The organism is Streptomyces sp. WAC03905 (assembly GCF_057371075.1).
Map to the genome: position 1 here is coordinate 536,478 of NZ_JBXYDZ010000003.1, position 20,878 is coordinate 557,355.

Below are 20,878 nucleotides of genomic sequence, written 5' to 3' on the forward strand. Positions count from 1 at the left end.
GATCTGATTCAGGTAAAGAGTCCTGGTGGAGCGGCTCTTCACCTCCCTGTGCCGATGCGCTCCCTCGGAGGAACCGAACGATGACTTACGGGAACAAGCTGCGGGAACAGATCGCGATGCCGGGCACCACACCGCTCATCGGGGTGTACGACATGTACTCGGCCTCCGTGGCGGCCGGGCACTACGACGGGATGTTCGTGTCCGGCTTCGGGTTCGCCGCCTCCCACTACGGGCTGCCCGACATCGGATTCATCGCCTGGCCCGACATGATGGCCTTCGTCCAGCGACTGCGCGGCGCCTTCCCCCGTCACCACCTGCTCGTCGACATCGACGACGGGTACGTAGACCCCGAAGTGGCCTGCCACGTGGTGGAGGGGCTGGAACGGATGGGCGCCTCCGGCGTCATCCTGGAGGACCAGAAGCGTCCCCGGCGGTGCGGGCACGCCGACGGCAAGCAGGTGCTCCCGCTGGCGGAGTACCTGGAGAAGCTGGAAATGGTGCTGGCGACCCGCAAGGACCTGGTCGTCGTCGCGCGGACCGACGCGACGGAGGAGGCCGACATCGTCCACCGCGCGCAGGCCCTGGCGGCGACCGACGCGGACGTCGTGCTCGTCGACGGGGTGCGCAGCGTGGAGTGGATCGAGCGGATCCGCGAAGCCGTGGGCGCCAAGCCGCTGCTCTTCAACCAGATCGCCGGCGGCAAGTCACCGAGGCTCTCGCTCACCGAACTGACCGACCTCGGTGTCGACGTGGCCATCTACAGCACCCCGTGCCTGTTCGCCGCGCACAAGGCGATGGACACCGCCCTCGCCGAACTGCGCCTCGCCGACGGGCGGCTGCCCGCGGCGAACGACGGCGAGGAGATCGGGGTCGGGGAGTCCACCCGGCTGCTGGCGAAGAACATCTCGCGCCACCACCCCGTACCGGTGGCGCGCGAGAGCGTGAAGGTGTGACGGGCGCGCGCATCCGGGCGGCGGCCGCGCTCGCCGTGGCCCTCATCGGCGGCGGCGCGACACCGGCCGCCGCGAGCGGCAGCCTGATCACCGTCATCGACAACTCGCACTCCGACTCCGTGGTCGAGGTCGACCGCGCGGCCAACTTCCAGAGCGGGAGCGGGACCGCGGGCAGCGACCACGACGGCAGCGCCGTCGAGGTGCTCGCCACCCTCGTCGGGGCGGTGCGCCCCGACGACGACTGACCGGACGGGGTGTCTCCGCCCGGCCCGACGACGACGGCCGGCCCTGCTGCGGCGGGGCCGGCCGCCCGGCGTTCCGGTACGCGTCAGTCCTGTGCGCGTCAGTCCTGTGCGCGTCAGTCCTGTGCGCGTCAGTCCTCACCCGACAGGTCGAGGTCCTCGACCACGTCGCCGAGGTTGTCGGTCAGGTCGTCCGTGAGCTCGTCGGCCGGGCCGTCGGCCGGCACGGACGCCGCGGTGACGGCGGCCGGGGCGGAGGCGGGGCCCGCGGCGTGGGCGGTGGTGGCGGCCGACAGGGCACAGCCCGCGAGGGCCAGGGCAAGGGCGGCGGTTCGTACGTTCAGTCGCATGCCCTGTGAACGATCTTGCCCGGCGGGGGTCACACCGACTGACCCGGGTGGGTGCGGCCTGACCCGGGTGGGTGCGGCCGACGGTGACATGCATGCCGCTACCGGCCGTGCCACGCTGTTCTCAGACCTCGGGGAAGGCAGCCGCGACGAACGGAGCGCGCTGTGAGCGGACCGAAGCCCCCCATCGCGCTGCGCCGCGGCCTGGCCGCCGCCTGCGCCGCGCCCCTGTTCCTGGCGCTGGCCCCGGGCACCGCGAACGGCGCTGACCCGACCCCCGTGCCCTCCCCCACCGCGTCCGGCGGCGGGGACGACGGGCTCGACCCGCGCATCACCGAGATCATGCGGAAGCCTGAGTACCGCAACGCGCAGTGGGGCCTGCTGCAGACCGGGCCGGACGACGGTCGCGTGGTGCACAGCATGTACCCCGACCAGTTCTTCGTCCCCGGGTCCACCGCCAAGCTGGTCAGCGTCTCCGGTCCGTGGCACACCCTCGGCTCCGCACACCGCTTCGTGACCCCCGTCCACGCGGTCGGCGAGCGCAACGGCGCCACCCTGACCGGCGACCTCGACCTCGTCGCCCAGGGCGACCTCACCATGGGCGGCAGGACGCGCCCCGACGGCACGGTCGCGTACACCGACCTCGACCACACCTACGCCGACGTCTTCACGGGGGCGACCCTGACCCCGGAGAACCCCCTGGCCGGAATCGACGAGCTCGCCCGGCAGGTGCGCGCCTCCGGGATCACCCGTGTCGACGGGGACGTGATCGTGGACAGCCGGCTGTTCGCTCCCGACCCCGGACTCGATCCCGTACCCACCCCGATGATCATCAACGACAACCTGATCGACCTCCTGACCACGCCGGGGGACGCGGCGGGCGCCGCCGCCCGGCTGGACTGGCGGCCCAAGGTCGCCCCGTACCAGGTCAGTTCCACGGTGAAGACGGTCGCCGCCGGCAAGCCGACCGACATCACGGTGACGGCCACCGACGGCGGCACCCGGATCCGGCTGACCGGTACGATCGCGGCGGACGCCGAGCCCCTGCTGCGCACGTCCCCGATCGCCGACCCGGCGGCGTTCGGCCGGGCGGCGCTGATCCAGGCCCTCGACCGCGCGGGGGTGGAGGTGACCGCGGACCCTGCCGGGGCCAATCCGGTCGCCCGGCTGCCCCGGGACTACGACGGCCACCCGCGGGTGGCGGCGTACACCTCCCCGCCCTACGCCCAGTACGCCAAGCTGATCCTCAAGGTCAGCCACAACCTGGGCGCCAACCTGGGCATCTGCCTGATGGCCGTCTCGACCGGCAGCCACCGGTGCGCGGACGGCTTCCCGGTGCTCGCCGACTTCCTGGACGAGGCGGGCGTCGACCGCGAGCAGCTGCAGCTGGCGGACGGCCGCGGCGGCAACCCGGCCGACCGGGCCACGCCCGCGGCGCTGGTGCAGATGCTGGCGTACTGGCAGCGGACCCCCGACGCCCGGCTCTTCCGCGAGGCGCTGCCCATCCTCGGCGTCGACGGCCTGCTGGCCGAGAACTGCCGCGACTGCCCGGCGCGCGGGAAGGTGTTCGGCAAGACCGGAGCGGCGGTGGGCCCGGACGACCTCAACGACCGGCTGGCCGTCGGGGCCATCACCATCGCCGGGTACCTCGACCGCGGCGGCGGACGCTTCGACCCCTTCTACGCGGGCGTCAACGGCGCCTCCACCCCCGGCCCGGACACCCAGGACGTGGTGTCCATCGCCAACGACCTCGCCCTGATCGCCGCCTACCTCCAGGAGGCGCCGCCCACGCCGTGACGGCCCTGGCGCCGGCGACCCGCCCCTAGTGATCTGGTCGTGAGTTGATTCGGCACCACGTGAGTCGCTTTGCGTACCAATTCGCGGGTTTGGCTGACGGGCGCTGGCCGGCTTCGGTGTGCTGTGGGTTGTGGGTGACAGCAGGCTGGAGCCGCTGGTCCTCAGTGAGGCCGAGCGGCAGGTGTTGAGCAACTGGGTCAAGCGCCGGGCGACCGCGCAGGGTCTGGCCCTGCGGGCGAGGATCGTGCTGGCGTGCGCGGAGGGTGGGCCGAACCTGGCGGTGGCCGCCCGGCTGGGAGTGAACCGCGGCACCGTGGCGAAGTGGCGGGCCCGGTTCCTGCGAGACCGGCTCGATGGACTCGCGGACGAACCGCGGCCCGGGGTCCCGCGGACCATCACCGACGCCCAGGTGGAAGAGGTGGTGGTCCGCACCCTGGAGGAAACCCCTCCTGGCGGGACGCACTGGTCCAAGCGGGAACTGGCCAAGGCCGTGGGCATCTCGCCAGCCAGTGTGCTGCGGATCTGGCATGCCTTCGGCCTCCAGCCGTGGCGGACCGAGACCTTCAAGATCTCCCCGGACCCGTTCTTGATCGAGAAGATCCGCGACGTCGTCGGCCTGTATCTCGCTCCGCCGGCGAACGCGGTGGTCTTCGCGGTGGACGAGAAACCGCAGATCCAGGCCCTTCAGCGGACCGCGCCGGTGCTGCCCATGATCCCGGGGGTGCCCGAGCGGCGCAGTTTCGACTACGTCCGGCACGGCACCGTCGACCTGTTCGCCGCCCTGAACACCGCGACGGGCAAAGTGATCACGAAACTGTCCGCGCAGCACCGGGCAGTGGACTTCCGGGACTTCCTCGACGAGATCGACCGCCAGACCGACAAGGGCCTGGCGGTCCACGTGATCTGCGACAATCTCTCCGCCCACAAGGCGCCGGTGGTGCACAGGTGGCTTCTGGCGCACCCCCGGTTCCAGCTCCACTTCACCCCCACGTACTCGTCGTGGATCAACCAGGTCGAGCGGTGGTTCGCCGAGCTGGAACGGCGCTGCCTGGAGCGCGGAGTGTTCTGCTCACTCGACGACCTCAAAACCGCACTCGAAGGCTGGATCAAGGTCTGGAACGACGACGCCCGGCCCTTCAAGTGGACCAAGACCGCCGACCAGATACTCGACCGGATCTGCCGCTACTGCTCACGCATCTCCGAACCAGATCACTAGGCCCTGTCGTCAAAGTTGCACCTGGCCCGCGGCGCCCGGCACCGCACCTCGCCGCGTTGTCGGGGCGCCCCAGTACGTCCAGTACTCGGGCGCCCCTCCGCCTTGCGATGCACGGCACCGGACACCGCGGGCCTGACCGGCGCCACTTCGACGACAGGACCTAGTCTTCTGAGTCAGGAATTCTGTTCAGATGTGTAGGCTTGGTTTATGGCGCGGACGGGGCGGCCGAAGGCCGAGTTGACGTTGTCGGATGAGGAGCGGGCCGCACTCGAGGAGTGGGTGCGGCGCCGTTCCACGCCGCAGGCGTGGGCACTTCGCTGCCGGATCATTCTGGCCTGTGCGGAAGGCGCTTCGAACAAGGACGTGGCAGCCCGGCTCGGCTCGACCGCGCATGCGGTGGGCCGGTGGCGTGCGAGGTTCGTCGAGCACCGGATCGCCGGCCTCGCAGACATGCCGCGATCCGGCGGTCCACGGTCGGTCACGGACGAGCAGGTCGCCGCGCTGGTCACCAGGACGCTGGAGTCGACACCGAAGGACGCCACGCACTGGTCGACGCGGTCGATGGCGAAGGAGACAGGCCTGTCGCAGTCGACCGTGTCACGGATCTGGCGGGCGTTCGGCCTGCAGCCGCACCGCTCGGAAACCTTCAAGCTGTCGACGGACCCGTACTTCGTCGACAAGGTCCACGACGTCGTCGGCCTCTACCTCGACCCGCCGGAGCGGGCCCTGGTCTTCTGCGTGGACGAGAAATCCCAGATCCAGGCGCTGGACCGCTCGCAGCCCGTCCTGCCGATGATGACCGGTGTCCCGCAGCGGGTCACGCACGACTACGTTCGCGCCGGCACCACCACCCTCTTCGCCGCCCTCGAGGTCGGCACCGGCAAGGTGATCGGCTCACTCCACCGCCGCCACCGCGCCGAGGAGTTCAAGAAGTTCCTCATCAAGCTCGACAAGGAAGTCCCGGCCGGTGTGGAGGTCCACCTGGTGCTGGACAACTACGCCACCCACAAGACCCCGGCCATCAAGACCTGGCTGCTGGCCCATCCCCGATTCCACCTGCACTTCACACCCACCGGGTCGTCCTGGCTGAATCTGGTGGAGCGATGGTTCGCGGAGCTGACGAACAAGCAGATACGGCGAGGCGTTCACAAGACCGTCCAGGCCCTGGAACAGGACATCCGGACCTGGATCGCCGCGCGGAACAGCGATCCCAAGCCCTACGTCTGGACCAGGACCGCGGACGAAATCCTTGAACGCCTCACCAGCTATCTGAACAGAATTCCTGACTCAGAAGACTAGGGACGGGCGGCCGTGACCAGGTAGTAGTCCAGGATCCGCTGCTCCCAGGCGGCCATGAAGTTGCGCGGCCAGGTGCCGGGGGCCCAGAGGCGGGCGAGCCAGCGGTCCCAGCCGGGCCAGACCTGGGGGCCGATGGAGTCGGCCCGGACGTCGCCGAAGCCGGCGTCGGTGAGGGCCTGCGCGAGCCGGGAGACCGGCCGGGCGATGTCGAGTCCGCTGGCGAACGTCTCCAGCAGCCCCGCGAGCCGCTCCTGGGGCGCGGGCACCCCGTCGGTGCTGAAGAAGCCGGCGACCGCGATCCGCCCGCCGGGGCGCAGCACCCGGGCGGCCTCCCGGGCGAAGGCCGGCAGGTCCGGGAAGTGCTGGACCGCCTCGACGCTGTAGAGGCAGTCGAACTCGGCGTCGCCGAGCGGGAGGCTCTCCGCCGCCCCGAGTGCGAAGTGCAGCCGCCGCGGCCGGGCGGCGAGGAGCGGGGAGTTCGCCACCCGGGCCCGCTGGAGTTGCTGGGGGTGGATGTCGACCCCGGTGACCTGGGCGGGCCCGTACTCGTCGAGGGCGAGGGCGCACCCGAGACCGAGACCGCAGCCGACCTCCACGGCCCGGCCGCCGCCGGGGGCGACCGCGTCGAGCACGTGCCGGTAGAGGTCCCGCTCGCTACGGATCCGGTCCTCCTGCGAGAGCGGCCCGTCGAGGTCGACGGACTGCCAGTAGCCGAAGTTGATGAACCCTCCGGCGAACACCGGCACCGCACTCAGATCGGCCGGTCCGTACGTCTCCCACACCTCGGGACGCACCGCCGGGGCGGACCGCTCCGCAGGATCTTCCGACGCCACGCCACCGCCTCCTCATCAGGGCGCGTCCCGCCCCTGAACCACCAGTGTGGCCCGTAACACCCCGTCAGGACAGAGGGCGCGTCCGGCCGTCCGGTCATAGGGTGGCGGTATGGATCATGCCGATGCCGGGTTCGGAGGGGCTGCCGGGGGTGGCGGGGCGGGCGCCGATGGGGCGGCGGCCGCCGCCGCGCGGCTGAAGGAACGGCTGTACGCGACCATCACCATGATCTCCGTGGTGATCGGTCTGGCCGTCTCGGAGCACGCCGACGCCGCCGGGACCGCGGCCACGGTGCTGACCGCCGCCGCCGGGCTGTGGCTGGCTTCGCTCGTCGCCGACCAGCAGGCCCACCGCGTGGTCCACGGCCGGCTCGCCACCGGGGCGGAGCTGCGCCACATGCTGTGGGTCAGCAGTCCCCTGCTGCTGTCCGCCGTCGCCCCGCTGATTCTGATCGCCTCCTCCGCGCTGGGGGTCATGGACCTGGGGACCGCCCTGTACGCCTCGGCGGGCGTGAGCGTCGCGAGTCTCTTCGGCTGGGGCTGGTACGGCGGCGTCCGCATGGGCGGCGGCGGGGCCCTCGCCCTGCTGGCCGGCGCGCTCGACGCCGCCATCGGCCTGGCCGTGGCCCTGGTGAAGGCTGCGGCCGGACACTGAACCCGACTGCGGGGAATGGTTCGTCGTATGCCGAAATCATCGGGCATCCTGGACGTATGAACGCCTTGCACCCCGAGCCGGCCGCGGACGCCCCGGCTCCCGCGGCCCGACTGGCGGCCTTCGCCGCCGCGCTGGCCGACGAGACCCGGGCCTCCATCTGCATGACGCTGCTGGAGGGCCGCGCCTGGACCGCCGGTGAGCTGGCCCGGATCACGGGCGTGGCCCCCTCCACCATCTCCGGCCACCTGACCCGGCTGCTCGACGCCGGCATCTGCGTGACCGAGCGGCAGGGCCGGCACAGTTACGTGCGCGTGGCCGACGCCGCGACCGCCCGACTGCTGGACGAGCTCGCCTGCCACGCGGTGCCGGACCGGGACGCCGCGCACGCCGTTCCGGTGGTCGGCGCACCGGATCCGCTGGCCCGGGCCCGGACCTGCTACGACCACTTCGCCGGGCGGCTGGGCATGGCGGTGACCGACGCGATGGAGCGGCGCGGACTGCTGCGCACGGACGGCGTGTTCGAACTGACGGAGGCCGGGCGCCTCTGGTGCGCAGACACCGGCATCGACCTCACCGGCGCCGGCCGCAGGCGGCCGGCGAGTTCCTGTCTGGACTGGACCGAGCGCCGTCGCCACCTGGGCGGGCTGGCCGGGGCGCGGCTGTGCGGACGGGCCCTGGCCGAGGGCTGGGTGGTGCGCCCGCCGGGCGGCGGCCGGGCGCTGGAGGTGACCGCGGCCGGCGAGCGGGCCCTCGACGGCCTGCTGGGTATCACCTCTCGGACATGGGCCTAGACGGCGATCCACCGAAGACTTTATTTCGGTCGACGCCGAAATGTTGCGGCCGTAGAGTGGTGCCATGACGTTCCGCTCGAGTCCTGTCCCGCCCGGCGTCCTCACGGTCGGCGCCGTCACCTTCACGGTGTTCGCCTGGGCCTCCGCCTTCGTCTCCATCCGCAGCGCGGGCGCCGCGTACTCCCCCGGCGCCCTGGCCCTCGGCCGGCTGCTGGCCGCCTCCCTGGTGCTCGGCGTCCTGCTCCTGATCCGCCGCCAGGGCCTGCCGCCCCGCGAGGCCTGGCGCGGGATCCTGATCTCGGGCGTGGTGTGGTTCTGCGGCTACACGGTGGCCCTGAACTGGGGCGAACGGCTGGTCGACGCCGGTACGGCGTCCCTGCTCGTGAACACCGGGCCCATCCTCATGGCCCTGCTCGCGGCCCGCCTGCTCGGCGAGGCGCTGCCGCCCCGCCTGCTGGCGGGGATGGCCGTCTCCTTCGTCGGGGCGGTCGTGGTGGGCCTGTCGATGTCGTCGGGCGACGGCGGCTCCACCTCACTCCTCGGGGTGGCGCTGTGCCTGCTCGCGGCGGTCGCCTACGCGACCGGCGTGATCGCCCAGAAGCCCGCCCTCTCCTACGGGACGCCCCTGCAGATCACCGCGTACAGCTGCATGACCGGCGCCGCTGTCTGCCTGCCGTTCACGGGTCAGCTGCTCGGCGAACTGCCCCGGGCGCCCCTCTCCGCGACCCTGAACATGGTCTACCTGGGCGTCGTCCCCACCGCCCTGGCCTTCACCACGTGGACCTACGCCCTGGCGCGCATGCCCGCCGGCCGGCTGGGAGCGACGACGTACGCCGTCCCGGCCATCGTCGTCCTGTTGAGCTGGGCCCTGCTGGGCGAGGTACCGGCCTTGCTCACCCTCCTCGGCGGACTGCTGTGCCTGGCCGGCGTGGCGGTCTCCCGGTACGCGCCGCGCTCCCCCCGCTCCCCGCGGAGTGCCGTCGACGGCGCTCCGGCCGCTCCCACGAAAGGCACCCGCACATGAGGATCCTCACGGTCGGCGCCGGCGCCGTCGGCGGCTTCTTCGGCGCCCGGCTCGCGCACGCCGGCCAGGACGTCTCCTTCCTGGTCCGCCCGGCCCGCGCGAAGGCCCTGGCGGCCCGCGGCCTGAGGGTCGACGGCCAGGGGGAGCAGCTCCGCCTCGCGCCGAAGCTGGTGACGGCCGACGCGCCGGGCGGCCCCTACGACCTGGTACTGCTCTCCGTGAAGGCGACCGCCCTGCACCCGGCGCTGGCGGACATCGAGCGGGCCGTCGGGCCCGGGACCGCCGTCGTCCCGCTGCTCAACGGCGTGGCCCAGCTCGACGCGCTCGTCGCGCGCCTCGGGCCCGGGGCGGTCCTCGGCGGCGTCGCGAAGGTGGTCACCACCCTGAACGAGGAGGGCGACATCCTGCGCATGGCCCCGCCCGCGGTGGTCCTGACCGGCGAGCTCGACGGCCGCCCCTCGGACCGGGTGGACGCCGTCCGCGCGGTGCTGACCGGAGCGGGCATCGACTCGCCGCCGACGGGCGACATCGTCGCCGCCATGTGGCACAAGTGGGTCTTCATCTCGACCCTGGTCGCCGTCACCTGCCTGATGCGCGGCACCGTCGGGGAGGTCAACGCCGTCGCGGGCGGGGCGGCCCTGGGGAGGTCCCTGCTCGCCGAGGCTGCGGCGGTGTCCGGGGCGGCCGGGTATCCGGTGCCGGAGGCCGAGCTGGCCTTCACCGCGGCGACGGTGACGGCCCCCGGCTCGCCCCTCACCCCGTCCCTGTACCGCGACCTGGTCGCCGGGGCACCGACCGAGGCCGACCACGTACTGACCGACCTCACCGTGCGCGCCCGTGCGCTGGGGGTGGCCACTCCCCTGCTGGACCTGGCCGCGCTGCACCTGCGCGTCCACGAGCACCGGCTGGCCGCCGGGCGTCCCTGAGCCGGGCGCCCCGCGCCGCCGGGCGCCGGCGCTGCGGCGGCTCCTCACCCGGTTGCCCCGCCCAGGGGGCATCCGGGGGGCGGCGGGCCGTTGACTGGGAGACCCGGAACACCCTTGGAGGCGTGGTGGCGACGGTCGCGTGGATGCGTGGTGCGGCAGGCGTGGTGCTGGCGGCGGTGGCGTTCGGCGCCGCGGGCTGCTCGGGCGGCGACGGCGACCCGGCCGGGGCCGTCTCCAGTGCCGCGTCCGCGGTGAAGTCGGCCGGTGAGGCCGTCTCGTCGGCCGCCTCCGAGGCCGCGAAGGCCGCCGAGTCCGCGGCCGCCGTCGCGAAGGACAAGCTCTCCGAGGTCAAGGACGGAGTGGACGCCGAGGAACAGGTGTCCCTGGGCACGGTGGCCACGGACGCGGACGGCTACACGACGGTCCCCGTGACCGTGCGGAACACCGACGACGCGGCCAAGTCCTTCGCGGTGCAGGTCGAGTTCAAGGACGAGAGCGGCAACCTCGTCGACACCGTGGTCGTGACGGTCTCCGACGTCGCCGGGAAGGGCACGGGCCGGGGCACGGCCCGCAGTACGCACAAGCTGTCCGGCACGGTGACGGCGCAGACCGCGACGGCCCTGCGCTACTGAGCCCCCGCGAACGCCCCGGGCCGGCGGCCCGTCCCGGCGCCCGGCCGCGGCGACGGGTGCGACCGGGCGCGGTGGGGCGGGGCGGACGGAGCGCTCGACAGGTCCAGCCGCCCCCGCAGCCCCTTCCGGCGCGCACGAGCAGGTCCCGACGGCGGCGATCAGCGCCTCGCTGTCCGGGCACACGGCCGACACCCTCGGCTCCGGCCCGGCCGAGGAGAGGACATCCGGCACACGTCCACCGGGAGGTATAACGGCGGCCCGCACGCTAACCTCCCGCCATGATTGACATGGGCATGATAATGACGGGATTCCGCGGCCGCATGCGCGGTGCGCTCCGGAGGAGCCGCGCCCGGCGCACCGCGGCGTGCCTCCTCCTGCTGGCTCTGCTGGGCACCGCGACCACCGCCACCACCGCGACCGCCACCACCACCGCCGCGGCCCCGACCGCCCCCGCGACCGCGACCGGTACCCCGGCCGCCCTCGCGGCCGCCCGCTGGGGCGACCGCCGCCTCGACGAGGTCTCCTTCCTGACCACCCACAACGCCTTCACCAACTACGAGGACTCCCGCTGGAGTTCCGTCAACCAGTCCGAATCGGTCCGCGCCCAGCTCGACGGCGGCGTCCGCGGCATCAGCCTGGACACGCACTGGTACGAGCGCAGCACCTGGCTGTGCGTCATCAGCTTCGGCAGCGACTGCTACCCCAGCGACGTCTACCTGTGCCACGGCGACTGCAAGACCTTCGCCGGCGCCACGTACGCCCTGCCGCGCCAGTCCTTCCACGGCACGATGCAGACCGTGGTGGACTTCCTCGCAGCCCACCCCCAGGAGGTGGTGACCGTCTTCCTGGAGGACTACGTGAGCGCCGACCAGCTCGCCTCGTCCCTGGGCCGGGTCCGCGGGTTGTCCGACCTGGTGTTCCGGCCGGACGAGTGGGGCGTACGGCAGAACGGCTGGCCGAAGGTCGCCGACCTCGTCACCTCCGACAAGCGGCTGCTGATCTTCTCCGACCGGTCCGACCGCGAGAACCTGGGCGTCATGTACGACCGGTCGTGGACGGTGAGCAACTACTGGAGCCTCGGGGACCTCGGCAACGACACGTCCTGCGTGACCCGTTGGCCCGACGTGCCGCTGGACCGGCAGGAGCCCGGCTTCCGGCGCCTGTTCACCATGAGCCACCACCGCAACGTGCCGACCGTGCTGACGGCGGCCCTGGACAACGGCGCGAAACTCAGGAACCGCATCGCCGAGCAGTGCCGGCCCGCGGCCGGCGGCCGGTCCCCGAACTTCGTCTCGGTCGACTTCCACCGCCTGTCGGACACCAGCGGTCACACGCCCGCGTCGATCGTCGCCGAACTCAACGCGATCCGGTAGCAGCGGACTTGCTCCGGACCCGCGCCCTACCGGGCGGGACCGGCTTCGGGCAGGATGACCCGGCGCACCGCCGGGTCGTACGCGGCGGCGCCCACCCCGTCCCCAGCGCTCCGGAGGTCCCCTTTGTCGTGGCACGACGAGCAGGCCCGGCGTGACGAGCTGTACCGCGACCCGTACCCGCTGTACGACCGGGCCCGCGGGGCCGAAGGGCTCACCTACGTACCCGAGTTCGACGCGTGGCTGGTCGCGCGCGACCGCGACGTACGGGAGGTGCTGCTGCGCGCGGAGGACTTCTCCTCGGCGAACGCCCTGCTCCCGGACGTCCCGCTGTCGGAGGCGGCCCTCGGCGTCCTGCAGCGGGGGTTCGGGCCGCGGCCCACGGTGGTGTCCTCGGACGGTGCGGCCCACCGCCGGCACCGGGCCCCGCTGAACCGGGGGCTGTCGGCCGCGCGGGTGGCGCAGCTGGTCCCGTACGCGCGGACGTGCGCCGCGGGGCTGGTGGACGGCTTCGCGGCGGACGGGTCCGCGGAGCTCGTGGGGGCGTACGCGCAGCGGCTGCCGGGGATGGTGGTCGGGCGGCTGATCGGGCTGGATGCCGCCGACGTGCCCACGGCCGTGCACGGGGGCCACCGGGCCGAGGAGCTCCTCTTCCGGCCGCTGCCGCCGCAGGCCCAGGCCGCGGCCGCCGAGGACGTGGTCGCACTGCAGCAGCTGCTCGACGGGTACGCGCGCGACCGGCGCGCCCACCCCCGCGACGACCTGTGCTCGGCCATGGTGGCCGCCCTGGCCCCCGGTACGGGCGAGCTCACGCCGGACCAGCGCCACGAGCTGGTGACGAGCCTGCAGAACCTGCTGATCGCCGGATTCCTCACCACCGGCGCCCTCATCGGAACCACACTGATGCACCTGCTCGACGACGACCGGCGGCAGTGGCGGATGCTCTGCGCCGATCCCTCGCTGATCCCGGCGGCGGTTGAGGAGGCCGCCCGCCACAACACCGCCATCCAGGCCTTCCGCAGGACCACGACCCGGCCGGTCACCCTCGGCGGGACGCGGCTGCCCGCCGGGGCCGCCGTGCTGGTGGCGTTCGGGGCGGCCAACCGGGACGGCGAGCGCCACGAACGGCCCGGCGAGTTCGACATCACCCGGCCCGTGAACCGGCAGCACCTCGCCTTCGGGCACGGCCCGCACGGCTGCCCCGGATCCCGGCTGGCGCGCGAACAGCTGCGGCTGACCCTGGAGCTGCTGACCGGCCGCCTGCCGGGGCTGCGCCCCGACCCCGGCCGGCCGCGGCCGCGGATGCGGCCCACGCTGATCCACCGTTCGCCGGAGACCCTGCACGTGAGCTGGTGAGCCCGACCGGGCAACCTCGCGGGGGCGCGTCGCGTCCTTGCGTACAGGACCCGTCGGCCGAGACGGCGCGTGCACCGCTGAGAGGACATGTGATGAGTGAGAAGGCCCGGCGGTTGTTCGACGCCCTCGACCTCGACCAGGACGGCACCCTGACCCGGGCCGAGGTCATCGGCGCCCTGCGCTCCAAGGGGCCGACCCTCGCCGCGCAGGGGGACATCCCGTTCTGGGGCGTGGGCGACACCGAGGAGTCCTCGGCCCTCTTCGACGCGGCCGATCAGAACGGTGACCGCGTGCTGAGCTTCGAGGAGTTCGCGGCCGTCGTCGACCGGCGTTTCGGCTGGTAGCCGCCGCCGACCCGGCGGACGGGCGCCCGCCGGGTGCGCGGCCGTCCGCGTGCGGCCCCCGGCGGGCGGCGGGAGAATGGCGCATGGGCGACGGGGCGCCCCCGCGGGCGGTTGCGGCCCCGGCCGGCCCGCGGTACGGCCAACCCCGACGGGGCGGACGAGTCAGGTGATCGCACATGTGCCGGTGGCTGGCGTATTCGGGAACCCCCGTACTGCTCGACACCATCCTGTACAAACCCGCCCACTCTCTGATCGACCAGAGCCTCCATTCAAAGCTGGGCGTGGAGACCACCAACGGTGACGGTTTCGGCATCGGGTGGTATCCGGACGGCGGCAGCGGCGACGGTACGCCCGCCCTGATGCGGGACGTCGGTCCCGCCTGGAACAACCGCAACCTGAGGGAGCTGTCGGACCACGTCACCTCCCCCGTGTTCTTCGCCCACATCCGGGCGTCGACGGGCACGGCGGTGCAGCAGACGAACTGTCACCCCTTCCGGCACGGGCGCTGGATGTGGATGCACAACGGAGCCGTCGCCGGTTTCCACGGGATGCGGCGCGACCTCGCGATGCTCGTCGACCCCGCGCTCTTCGGGGAGATCGAGGGCACCACGGACTCCGAGGTCATATTCTACCTGGCGCTCACCTTCGGCCTGGAGGAGGACCCGCCGGGCGCCGTCGCCAGGATGGTCGGCGTGGTGGAGCGCATCGGCCACGAGCACGGCGTGGAGTTCCCGATGCAGATGACCGTGGCCGTCACCAACGGGACCACCGTGTGGGCCTTCCGCTACTCCAGCCAGGGCACCTCGCGGTCGCTCTTCTACAGCAGCCGCGTCGACACGCTGCGCAGGCTGCACCCCGACATGGCGTTCCTCCAGGGCGTGTCCGACGAGACCCGTCTGGTCGTGTCCGAGCCCCTGGGCGATCTGCCCGGCGCGTGGAACGAGGTGCCGGAGAGCAGTTACGGCATCGTGCAGCCCGGTGCGGACGGCCTGTACGCCTTCAGCCCGCAGGCCGCCTGACGTCCGTCCGGGCCCCGGCGCCCATATCGTCGCCGGCGTCCGTACGGGTGTCCGGCGACGGCACGGCGGCCGCCATGGCGACGCGGGGCAGGGCGTACGGGTGCTTCTCGGCGAGCCAGCCGACCAGTTGCTCGCGCACCTCGCAGCGGGCGGTCCACAGCCGGTCCGCGTCCTGGGCGGTGACGATCGCCCGGACCACGATGGTGGTGGGGGTCGCGTCCGTGACGGACAGGTCCCAGCCGCGGCCGTCCCATGCCTCGCAGCCGTCCAGGATCTCTTTCAGCTTTTCCCGCATCAGGGGCACGGGGGCGGTGTGGTCGCAGTGGAGGAAGACGGTTCCGGTCATCTGGACGCCGCCGCGCGACCAGTTCTCGAAGGGCCGCGAGGTGAAGTACGAGACGGGCATGGTGATCCGGCGCTCGTCCCAGGTGCGCACGGCGATCAGGGTGAGCGTCACCTCCTCGACCACGCCCCACTCCCCGTCGACGACGACCGTGTCGCCGATGCGCACCATGTCGCCGAAGGCGATCTGGAAGCCCGCGAAGAGGTTGCCGAGGGTGGACTGGGCGGCGACGCCCGCGACGATGCCGATGATGCCGGCCGAGGCCAGTACGGACGTGCCCACGGCCCGGAAGGCGGGGAAGGTGAGCAGCATCGCCGCGGCGGCGACCACGGCGACGACGGCGGTGACGATCCTCCTGATGAGCGTCACCTGGGTGCGGACCCGGCGTACTCGTGAGGGGTCGCGGGTGCCCAACGCGTAGCGGGCGTAGGAGGACTCCACGATGGCGGAGGCGACGCCGACGACGCACCACGCGCCCGCGCCGATCAGGACGAGCGTCAGGGTGCGGCCCACGGCGGTCTCATGGTCGCGCAAGGGCTGCCACGCGATCTGCCGGTAGGCGCCGCGCAGGACCGCCGTGAAGAGCAGGACCCGCACGGACGGGCCGCAGCGGCGCAGCATGTTCCACAGTGGGGTCTCGGGGTGGCGGGCGTCCGCCCGCCGCAGGAGCAGGTCGGTGAGGCGGCCCACGACGAGGGTGAGCACGACGGAGCCGCCCAGGACGGCCAGTAGTCGGAGCAAGCTGTTCATGACTCCCCGGTGTCAGGTCTCGGGAACGGGTCGGGACGGCCGGGCGTCGATGGCCGCCCGGCCCCCTGAGGTCCTCCGACCGCGGTCAGTCGTGCAGCATCTCCGCGCGCAGGGTCTCCAGCGTGCGGGCGAGCAGCCGGGAGACGTGCATCTGTGAGAGGCCGACCTCCTCGCCGATCTCCGCCTGGGTCATCTCCTGGCCGAAGCGGAGCTCCAGGATGCGGGTGCTGCGTTCGTCCAGTCCCGCGAGCAGGGGTGCCAGGGCCTGGCGGTCCTCGACGGCCTCCAGGGCGGGGTCCAGGTCGCCGACGGTCTCGGCCAGTGAGCGGGTGGCCCGGTCGCCCGCGGGGGCTCCGGCGGTGCCGGTGTCGGACTGGGGCGCGTCGAGGGACTGGGTGGAGTAGGCGTTGGCGGCCACCAGGCCCTGGCGGACCTCGTCCTCGGTGAGGCCCAGGTGGGCGGCGAGTTCCGCCGGGGTGGGCGCGCGGTCGGTCTCGGAGGTCAGCTCCTCCGTGGCCTTCGCGAGCAGCAGGCGCTGCTCCTGGAACCGGCGCGGGACCCGCACGGCCCAGGTGGCGTCGCGGAAGTGGCGCTTGATCTCACCTGTGATGTAGGGCACGGCGAGCGTCGTGAACTGGGTGTTGCGGTCGGGGTCGTACCGGTCGATGGCCTTGATGAGGCCGATGATGCCGACCTGGACGATGTCCTCGTTCTCGGGGCCGCCGGGTCGGTCGCGGAACGGGCGGGCGACGAAGTTCACGAGTGAGATGTTCATCTCGATCAGCGTGCTGCGCACGTACTGGTACTCGTGGGTTCCCTCTTCGAGGCTCCGGAGCCGTTCGAAGAACAGCCGGGTCAGCTGCCGGGCGTCGACGGTCGACAGTTCCCGCGGGCAGGGCACCTCGGGCAGCCCGCTGATCGCGGGTCCCGCCGCGGCGCCACCGGCAGGGGTGGGCGTCGTGGGGGTCGTCGAGGTGGTGGCCTCGGTCGTGGCCGTCATGGTCATCGTCTTCGCTCCTTGGGCACAGGTGCTTGCGGCGCGTTGTGCGATCTCTACGGTCGCTCGTTGCTCGGTCGCTGCGGAAGTCCCCTTCCGCTTCCCTGCACCCTGCCGGGGACGCCCGACACACGTCAAGTTATACCGGAAAGACTTTTCTGGATTTGCTTTTCGCGAGTCGCCACTGTGAGAATGTCGGGGTGGAGAACGAGCACACGGGTTCCCGCCGGAACCACTGGACCTTTCTGACGAACCACGCCCGGGTCCTGATCGCCATCGCGCGCGACCCGGGGGTCCGGCTTCGCGACATCGCGGCGAGCTGCGACCTCACCGAACGCACCGTGCAGGCCATCGTCACGGACCTGGAGACCGACGGGTACCTCACCCGGACCCGGGACGGCCGGCGCAACCGCTACGCCATCGCCCCCGGCGCGCGCTTCCGCCACCCGGCGGAGGCCGGCCGTGAGATCGCCGGCCTCCTCGCCTACCTCGCGGCTACGCCGACGCCCGCCCCCGGACCGGCGGCGGGCGTCCCCGACGACAGGGCCCTTCCCCTGTTGTGACCTACGGTGCCGCCGAGCAGGCGGTCACCGCGGTGCCGTTCGTCACGCCGCCGCCCTTGGTGAGACCCGTCACACACCCGGCGTGGCCACCGCTCTGCGCGGTCTCGCAGGCCGTCACCACGTAGGAGGGGGCTTCGCCGCCCTGCAGCTGCTCCTCGACCACGTTGATGCAGTCCCTGACGTCCGCGTGCGCGGCCGGGGCGAGGGCCGCGCCGCCGAGTGCGAGGGCCAGCCCGGTGAGGACGCCTGCGACACGTGTCGACATACGCATGGAACACACCTGCTCTCGGGGTTCGTCACGCGGCCCGCGACCTGGATGCCTCCGGATCCGCGCGGTGATGCGCCGCCGAGCACCCGGGGCCGGCGTACCGCCACCGGGCCGGCTCGGCCGGACCTCCCCCTCCTTCGACGCTAGAGCAGCCGCCTGCCGCACGCACCCGCTAGCGGTCCGCGAGCAGGCCCTCGAAGAACTCCCAGTCCAGGCGCTCCGCTTCGGCGCCGGCGGGGACGGCCGCCCACGTCTTCTCCAGCCAGGACTCCAGCCCCGCCCGGTCCAGCAGGAAGAGGGCGTACGGAGGCGCCGTCCCCAGCCGCAGGAGGACCTGTCCCGCGCGGCCCGGCCCGGCCGACGGCCGGACCCGGACCTCGCCCGTGCCCGCGAGGGTGCGCAGGCCCCTGGCCAGCAGGTCGCGGCCGAGCACCCAGGTCACGTCACCGGCGCCCACCGGGTGGAAGGTGACCCCGACCTCCAGCGGGTCTTCGGACGACCACCGGAACGTGGCCCGGAGGGGGAACCGCAACCGGGTGCGGACCTGGTGGATCTCGGTCGTCCAGGTCAGTTCCTGCTCGGGGACGTGGGGCAGGTGGTCCATGATGACTCGTCTCTGCGGGAGGGCGGCGGACGGCCGGAGGGGGCCTGGGTCGCACCGTCCGGCCGGAGCGGCACAGCGGAGCGACGGCACGACGGCACGTCGGCTGACGACACCGGGTGCCATGGCCCGCGTCTGCTCGTTCACCCGCATCCGAAACAGCGGGATCAGGACATGCGCCCGATCAGGGGCACGACGACGGCGGCCGGGGGCCATCGGAGGGAACCGCGGACGTGTCGGCCCGGGAGTTCCCCCAGCCGCGCGGATAGTCGTGTCGGGCACTCTCGACCGTCCGCGGTCCGCCGCGGCACGCCCGCGCCGATGTCGTCGGAGAAGAGGCCGAAGATGAAGAAGTCCGTAGTGATGTGCGTGCTGGCCGCAGGCCTGGCACTCGGCCCGATGGGCGGCGCCGGATGGGCCGCCCAGCAGGGGGCCGGGCCGGCCGCCGCGCCCCGTGCCGCGTACCCGGTGGGTGAGGTCGTCTCGGACGCGCCCCTCCATGTGCGCGAGAGGGCCACGGTGTACTCCCCCGTCGTCAAGTCGCTCCGCCCCGGTCAGCGGGTGCTCCTCAACTGCCAGAAGCGCGGCGGGTGGGTGGACGGCAACCCGATCTGGTACCGCCTCCAGGGCTCCCGCGGCTGGGTCTCGGCCCGCTTCGTCCACGACCACCAGCCGGTCCGCGCCTGCTGACCCGCCAGGCGGTGTCGCGGCCGTCGACCCAGGTCGCCACGACCTCGATGCCGCCGATGCGGGAGACGTCGACGCGCCGCGGGTCGTCCCCCAGGACGACCAGGTCGGCGCGCTTGCCCGGGGTGAGACTGCCCGCGCTGTCCTCCCAGCGGCAGGCGTGGGCGCCCGCGACCGTGTAGGCGTACAGGGCCTCGTCGACGGTGATCGCCTCCCCCGGGCCGATCCGGCGACCGGACCCGGAGGCGCGCTCGACCATGAACTGGACGGCCCGCAGCGGCGATCCGTCCGTCACGGGGCGGTCGGAGCTGCCGACCAGGGTGATGCCGTGGTCGAGGAAGCCCCGGCCGCGGTAGAGCCACGGCGCCCGCTCCTCCCCCATGATCGCCGCGTAGTCGTCGCCGAAGTACCGCAGGAAGTTGGGCTGGACCACCGCGCTGATGCCCAGCCGCGCGAACCGCGGGAGCTGGTCGGGGCGGATCAGGCCGGCGTGCTCGATGCGGTGCCGGGCGTCGGGCCGGGGTCTCAGGCGCTGGGCCTCTTCGAGGGCGTCGAGCGCCACGTCCGCCGCCCGGTCGCCGATGGCGTGCACGGCGAGCTGCCATCCGGCGAGGTGACCGTCGACGATGGTCCGGGTGAGGACTTCGGGGTCGTCCTGCAACCGGCCGGCGTGGCCCATGCCCTCGTAGGGGGCGCTGAGCGCGGCGGTGCGGGCCATCATCCCGCCGTCGGTGAAGATCTTGAGGGCGCCCACGGACAGCCAGTCGTCGCCGAATCCGGTGCGCAGTCCGAGGTCGAGCGCCCGGGGGATGCCGTCGGCCTCGTGGGCGCCGACCGGACGCAGTCGGTCGGCGGAGACCATCAGCTGGACCCGTAGGGGCAGCAGCCCCTTCTCCCGCGCGAGTTGGTAGGCGCCGAGTTCGACCGGGGTGTGTCCGAAGAGGGCACCGCCGATGCCCGCCTCGGCGCAGGCGGTGATGCCCTCGGCGAGGCAGGTACGGGCGGCGCGGCCGATGGACTCGGCCAACTCCGCCTGCGAATAGGGCAGTCGCAGGGCGCGGGCGGCGCCCATGGCGCCTTCGGCGAGGAAACCGTTCTCGTGCGGGACGTCCGCGGCCAGCAGGTCCAGCACGGCGGTGTTGACGACGCAGCCGTGCCCGGAGTCGTGCAGCACGTACAGCTTGTGGCCCCGGGCGACCCGGTCGAGGTCGGCGGCGGTCAGGTGGCGGCCCAGCGCCCGCTGGTCGTAGCCGACGATGCTCACCCACGATCCGGGCGAGTCCTTGCGGGCGACCGCTTCGGCCACCACCGCGAGGGCGTCGTCGACGCGCGTGCAGCCGGCCATGCTGGGGGTGTTCTGTGCGAAGCCGGTCCAGGGCAGGTGGACGTGGGAGTCGATGAACCCGGGCAGTACGGTGGCGCCCTGCAGGTCGACGACCTCGCGGGCGGGCAGGGCGGCCACCGCGTCGTCCAGGCCGACGATCCGGCCCCGCCAGATGCCGAGTTCACGGGCGACCGGGTGGTCCGGGTCCATGGTGAGGAAACGGGCGTTGGTCAGCCTGGTGCAGAGCATCGCGCGGGGTCCCCCGGAGAGGTCGGCCGGTACCGCCGGCGGCAGTACCGGGGCGGGCGGTGAAGGAGGGTCAGGCGTCCGTCGTCCGGGCCAGGGAGCGGGGGCGCAGATCGGTCCAGTTCGCCTCGACGAAGTCCAGGCAGGCCTCGCGGCTGTTCTCGCCGAGGGCGATCGCCCACCCGCCGGGAACGTCGACGAAGGACGGCCAGAGCGAGTGCTGGCCCTCGTCGTTCACCAGGACGAGGAAGCGGCCCTCGGGGTCGTCGAAGGGGTTGGTGCTCACGGTCGTTGCCTC

Annotated in this window: 23 protein-coding genes; 15 read left to right on the plus strand and 8 right to left on the minus strand. The window is 72.9% G+C overall.

The features are described 5' to 3' along the window. The first annotated feature begins 80 nt into the window (after positions 1-80). On the plus strand, positions 81-953 hold the full coding sequence (locus AC2RP6_RS05420; RefSeq protein ID WP_486445114.1) for an isocitrate lyase/PEP mutase family protein: 873 nt from the start codon (positions 81-83) through the stop codon (positions 951-953). Further along, positions 950-1,198, plus strand: coding sequence for a hypothetical protein (locus AC2RP6_RS05425; protein WP_486445115.1), 249 nt, complete (start codon positions 950-952; stop codon positions 1,196-1,198). The genes AC2RP6_RS05420 and AC2RP6_RS05425 overlap by 4 nt, the downstream gene beginning before the upstream one ends. A gap of 128 nt (positions 1,199-1,326) precedes the next feature. On the opposite strand, the gene AC2RP6_RS05430 is transcribed toward AC2RP6_RS05425, so the two are convergent. Continuing rightward, positions 1,327-1,545, minus strand: a complete 219-nt coding sequence (locus AC2RP6_RS05430) for a hypothetical protein (RefSeq protein ID WP_486445116.1) — start codon at positions 1,543-1,545, stop codon at positions 1,327-1,329. 162 nt (positions 1,546-1,707) lie between these two features. Here AC2RP6_RS05430 and dacB point away from each other — a divergent pair, with 162 nt between their 5' ends. The 3 genes from dacB to AC2RP6_RS05445 all read left to right on the plus strand — a co-directional run bounded on the left by dacB (position 1,708) and on the right by AC2RP6_RS05445 (position 5,854). Further along, the gene (dacB, locus tag AC2RP6_RS05435; protein ID WP_486445117.1) at positions 1,708-3,339 is read left to right on the plus strand and encodes a D-alanyl-D-alanine carboxypeptidase/D-alanyl-D-alanine endopeptidase; all 1,632 of its coding nucleotides are present in this window, start codon (positions 1,708-1,710) and stop codon (positions 3,337-3,339) included. A gap of 130 nt (positions 3,340-3,469) precedes the next feature. Beyond that, positions 3,470-4,555, plus strand: coding sequence for an IS630 family transposase (locus AC2RP6_RS05440; RefSeq protein WP_486445118.1), 1,086 nt, complete (start codon positions 3,470-3,472; stop codon positions 4,553-4,555). Positions 4,556-4,762: 207 nt separating this feature from the next. Continuing rightward, positions 4,763-5,854 carry an IS630 family transposase gene (locus AC2RP6_RS05445; protein WP_486445119.1) on the plus strand — a complete coding sequence of 364 codons (1,092 nt, stop codon included), beginning with the start codon at positions 4,763-4,765 and terminating at the stop codon, positions 5,852-5,854. Here AC2RP6_RS05445 and AC2RP6_RS05450 read toward each other — a convergent pair. Next, positions 5,851-6,687, minus strand: a complete 837-nt coding sequence (locus AC2RP6_RS05450) for a class I SAM-dependent methyltransferase (RefSeq protein ID WP_486445120.1) — start codon at positions 6,685-6,687, stop codon at positions 5,851-5,853. The genes AC2RP6_RS05445 and AC2RP6_RS05450 overlap by 4 nt on opposite strands. Before the next feature lie 109 nt (positions 6,688-6,796). On the opposite strand from AC2RP6_RS05450, the gene AC2RP6_RS05455 reads away from it, so the two are divergent. The 9 genes from AC2RP6_RS05455 (at position 6,797) to AC2RP6_RS05495 (ending at position 14,801) form a co-directional block, all read left to right on the plus strand. Then, on the plus strand, positions 6,797-7,339 hold the full coding sequence (locus AC2RP6_RS05455; protein ID WP_486445121.1) for a hypothetical protein: 543 nt from the start codon (positions 6,797-6,799) through the stop codon (positions 7,337-7,339). Between the two features lie 56 nt (positions 7,340-7,395). Further along, positions 7,396-8,130: a helix-turn-helix domain-containing protein gene (locus tag AC2RP6_RS05460; RefSeq protein ID WP_486445122.1), complete on the plus strand. Its 735-nt coding sequence runs from the start codon at positions 7,396-7,398 to the stop codon at positions 8,128-8,130. Between the two features lie 64 nt (positions 8,131-8,194). Beyond that, on the plus strand, positions 8,195-9,154 hold the full coding sequence (locus tag AC2RP6_RS05465; protein WP_486445123.1) for a DMT family transporter: 960 nt from the start codon (positions 8,195-8,197) through the stop codon (positions 9,152-9,154). Beyond that, entirely contained in the window at positions 9,151-10,080 is a 930-nt protein-coding gene (locus AC2RP6_RS05470) for a 2-dehydropantoate 2-reductase (RefSeq protein ID WP_486445124.1), read from the plus strand. Before AC2RP6_RS05465 ends, AC2RP6_RS05470 begins: the two co-directional genes overlap by 4 nt. Positions 10,081-10,202: 122 nt before the next feature. Beyond that, positions 10,203-10,712, plus strand: a complete 510-nt coding sequence (locus AC2RP6_RS05475; protein ID WP_486445125.1) for a hypothetical protein — start codon at positions 10,203-10,205, stop codon at positions 10,710-10,712. A gap of 320 nt (positions 10,713-11,032) precedes the next feature. After that, positions 11,033-12,085: a PI-PLC domain-containing protein gene (locus AC2RP6_RS05480; protein ID WP_486445126.1), complete on the plus strand. Its 1,053-nt coding sequence runs from the start codon at positions 11,033-11,035 to the stop codon at positions 12,083-12,085. Between the two features lie 123 nt (positions 12,086-12,208). Further along, on the plus strand, positions 12,209-13,438 hold the full coding sequence (locus tag AC2RP6_RS05485; RefSeq protein ID WP_486445127.1) for a cytochrome P450: 1,230 nt from the start codon (positions 12,209-12,211) through the stop codon (positions 13,436-13,438). A 92-nt stretch (positions 13,439-13,530) separates the two neighbouring features. Further along, the gene (locus AC2RP6_RS05490) at positions 13,531-13,782 is read left to right on the plus strand and encodes an EF-hand domain-containing protein (RefSeq protein WP_486445128.1); all 252 of its coding nucleotides are present in this window, start codon (positions 13,531-13,533) and stop codon (positions 13,780-13,782) included. 176 nt (positions 13,783-13,958) lie between these two features. Continuing rightward, on the plus strand, positions 13,959-14,801 hold the full coding sequence (locus AC2RP6_RS05495) for a class II glutamine amidotransferase (RefSeq protein ID WP_486445129.1): 843 nt from the start codon (positions 13,959-13,961) through the stop codon (positions 14,799-14,801). On the opposite strand, the gene AC2RP6_RS05500 is transcribed toward AC2RP6_RS05495, so the two are convergent. Further along, positions 14,782-15,894 (minus strand): mechanosensitive ion channel family protein, encoded by a 1,113-nt coding sequence (locus tag AC2RP6_RS05500; protein ID WP_486445130.1) that lies wholly within the window; start codon positions 15,892-15,894, stop codon positions 14,782-14,784. The genes AC2RP6_RS05495 and AC2RP6_RS05500 overlap by 20 nt on opposite strands. Before the next feature lie 85 nt (positions 15,895-15,979). Then, positions 15,980-16,900, minus strand: a complete 921-nt coding sequence (locus AC2RP6_RS05505; RefSeq protein ID WP_486445131.1) for a SigB/SigF/SigG family RNA polymerase sigma factor — start codon at positions 16,898-16,900, stop codon at positions 15,980-15,982. 191 nt (positions 16,901-17,091) lie between these two features. Here AC2RP6_RS05505 and AC2RP6_RS05510 point away from each other — a divergent pair, with 191 nt between their 5' ends. After that, on the plus strand, positions 17,092-17,454 hold the full coding sequence (locus AC2RP6_RS05510) for a helix-turn-helix transcriptional regulator (RefSeq protein WP_486445132.1): 363 nt from the start codon (positions 17,092-17,094) through the stop codon (positions 17,452-17,454). Between the two features lies 1 nt (position 17,455). On the opposite strand, the gene AC2RP6_RS05515 is transcribed toward AC2RP6_RS05510, so the two are convergent. The 4 genes from AC2RP6_RS05515 to AC2RP6_RS05530 all read right to left on the minus strand — a co-directional run bounded on the left by AC2RP6_RS05515 (position 17,456) and on the right by AC2RP6_RS05530 (position 20,866). Further along, positions 17,456-17,725 (minus strand): hypothetical protein, encoded by a 270-nt coding sequence (locus tag AC2RP6_RS05515; RefSeq protein ID WP_486445133.1) that lies wholly within the window; start codon positions 17,723-17,725, stop codon positions 17,456-17,458. Between the two features lie 169 nt (positions 17,726-17,894). Continuing rightward, complete coding sequence (locus tag AC2RP6_RS05520; protein ID WP_486445134.1) at positions 17,895-18,326, minus strand: SsgA family sporulation/cell division regulator; 432 nt, start codon at positions 18,324-18,326, stop codon at positions 17,895-17,897. Positions 18,327-18,891: 565 nt separating this feature from the next. Continuing rightward, on the minus strand, positions 18,892-20,583 hold the full coding sequence (locus AC2RP6_RS05525) for an amidohydrolase (protein WP_486445135.1): 1,692 nt from the start codon (positions 20,581-20,583) through the stop codon (positions 18,892-18,894). Between the two features lie 70 nt (positions 20,584-20,653). Then, positions 20,654-20,866: an MbtH family protein gene (locus AC2RP6_RS05530; RefSeq protein ID WP_486445136.1), complete on the minus strand. Its 213-nt coding sequence runs from the start codon at positions 20,864-20,866 to the stop codon at positions 20,654-20,656. Positions 20,867-20,878: the final 12 nt, after the last annotated feature.

What these genes read in the sequence shown, in the direction of transcription:
- AC2RP6_RS05525 (WP_486445135.1), bottom strand. Translation starts at nt 20,583, where the DNA reads ATGCTCTGCACCAGGCTGACCAACGCCCGTTTCCTCACCATGGACCCG.
- AC2RP6_RS05420 (WP_486445114.1), top strand. Translation starts at nt 81, where the DNA reads ATGACTTACGGGAACAAGCTGCGGGAACAGATCGCGATGCCGGGCACC.
- AC2RP6_RS05445 (WP_486445119.1), top strand. Translation starts at nt 4,763, where the DNA reads ATGGCGCGGACGGGGCGGCCGAAGGCCGAGTTGACGTTGTCGGATGAG.
- AC2RP6_RS05520 (WP_486445134.1), bottom strand. Translation starts at nt 18,326, where the DNA reads ATGGACCACCTGCCCCACGTCCCCGAGCAGGAACTGACCTGGACGACC.
- AC2RP6_RS05480 (WP_486445126.1), top strand. Translation starts at nt 11,033, where the DNA reads ATGCGCGGTGCGCTCCGGAGGAGCCGCGCCCGGCGCACCGCGGCGTGC.
- AC2RP6_RS05490 (WP_486445128.1), top strand. Translation starts at nt 13,531, where the DNA reads ATGAGTGAGAAGGCCCGGCGGTTGTTCGACGCCCTCGACCTCGACCAG.
- AC2RP6_RS05430 (WP_486445116.1), bottom strand. Translation starts at nt 1,545, where the DNA reads ATGCGACTGAACGTACGAACCGCCGCCCTTGCCCTGGCCCTCGCGGGC.
- AC2RP6_RS05460 (WP_486445122.1), top strand. Translation starts at nt 7,396, where the DNA reads ATGAACGCCTTGCACCCCGAGCCGGCCGCGGACGCCCCGGCTCCCGCG.
- AC2RP6_RS05495 (WP_486445129.1), top strand. Translation starts at nt 13,959, where the DNA reads ATGTGCCGGTGGCTGGCGTATTCGGGAACCCCCGTACTGCTCGACACC.
- AC2RP6_RS05465 (WP_486445123.1), top strand. Translation starts at nt 8,195, where the DNA reads ATGACGTTCCGCTCGAGTCCTGTCCCGCCCGGCGTCCTCACGGTCGGC.
- AC2RP6_RS05455 (WP_486445121.1), top strand. Translation starts at nt 6,797, where the DNA reads ATGGATCATGCCGATGCCGGGTTCGGAGGGGCTGCCGGGGGTGGCGGG.
- AC2RP6_RS05470 (WP_486445124.1), top strand. Translation starts at nt 9,151, where the DNA reads ATGAGGATCCTCACGGTCGGCGCCGGCGCCGTCGGCGGCTTCTTCGGC.
- AC2RP6_RS05515 (WP_486445133.1), bottom strand. Translation starts at nt 17,725, where the DNA reads ATGCGTATGTCGACACGTGTCGCAGGCGTCCTCACCGGGCTGGCCCTC.
- AC2RP6_RS05500 (WP_486445130.1), bottom strand. Translation starts at nt 15,894, where the DNA reads ATGAACAGCTTGCTCCGACTACTGGCCGTCCTGGGCGGCTCCGTCGTG.
- AC2RP6_RS05505 (WP_486445131.1), bottom strand. Translation starts at nt 16,900, where the DNA reads ATGACCATGACGGCCACGACCGAGGCCACCACCTCGACGACCCCCACG.